Consider the following 297-nt stretch of genomic DNA (forward strand, 5'->3'; position numbering starts at 1 on the left):
ACCTGAGCGGTCGGTCCGTCCTGATTCGGTCGTCGATCGAAGGTGCCGGCGGGTCGTCGGTGTCGTCTTCGGGCGGCATGCCGACGCTCGCGAATGTTTTCGCCGCTGGCGATGAAATCGCTGCGCCCGCGACGGCCGCACCGCCGCGCGAGATCGGCTTCGCTGCCGAACTGGTGCTCAACGAACTGATTGTATGCGCGATTTGCGCGCTTCTCTATCGGCTGAAGCCGCGCGCGGGCATGGTCGCGTCGATCGGCCTGACGATCACGATCGCCGCAGGCGCTTTCGCGCTGTTCC

At 66.3% G+C, this 297-nt stretch carries 1 protein-coding gene; it reads left to right on the top strand.

What is annotated here, in order from left to right; genetic code table 11:
- A partial coding sequence (locus tag SB725_RS30675) for a hypothetical protein (RefSeq protein WP_410923122.1) occupies nucleotides 1–297 on the top strand: 297 nt, incomplete at both ends.

The organism is Pseudomonas sp. SIMBA_041 (assembly GCF_046535095.1).
GTDB classification, from domain to species: Bacteria; Pseudomonadota; Gammaproteobacteria; order Pseudomonadales; family Pseudomonadaceae; genus Aquipseudomonas; species Aquipseudomonas mucoides.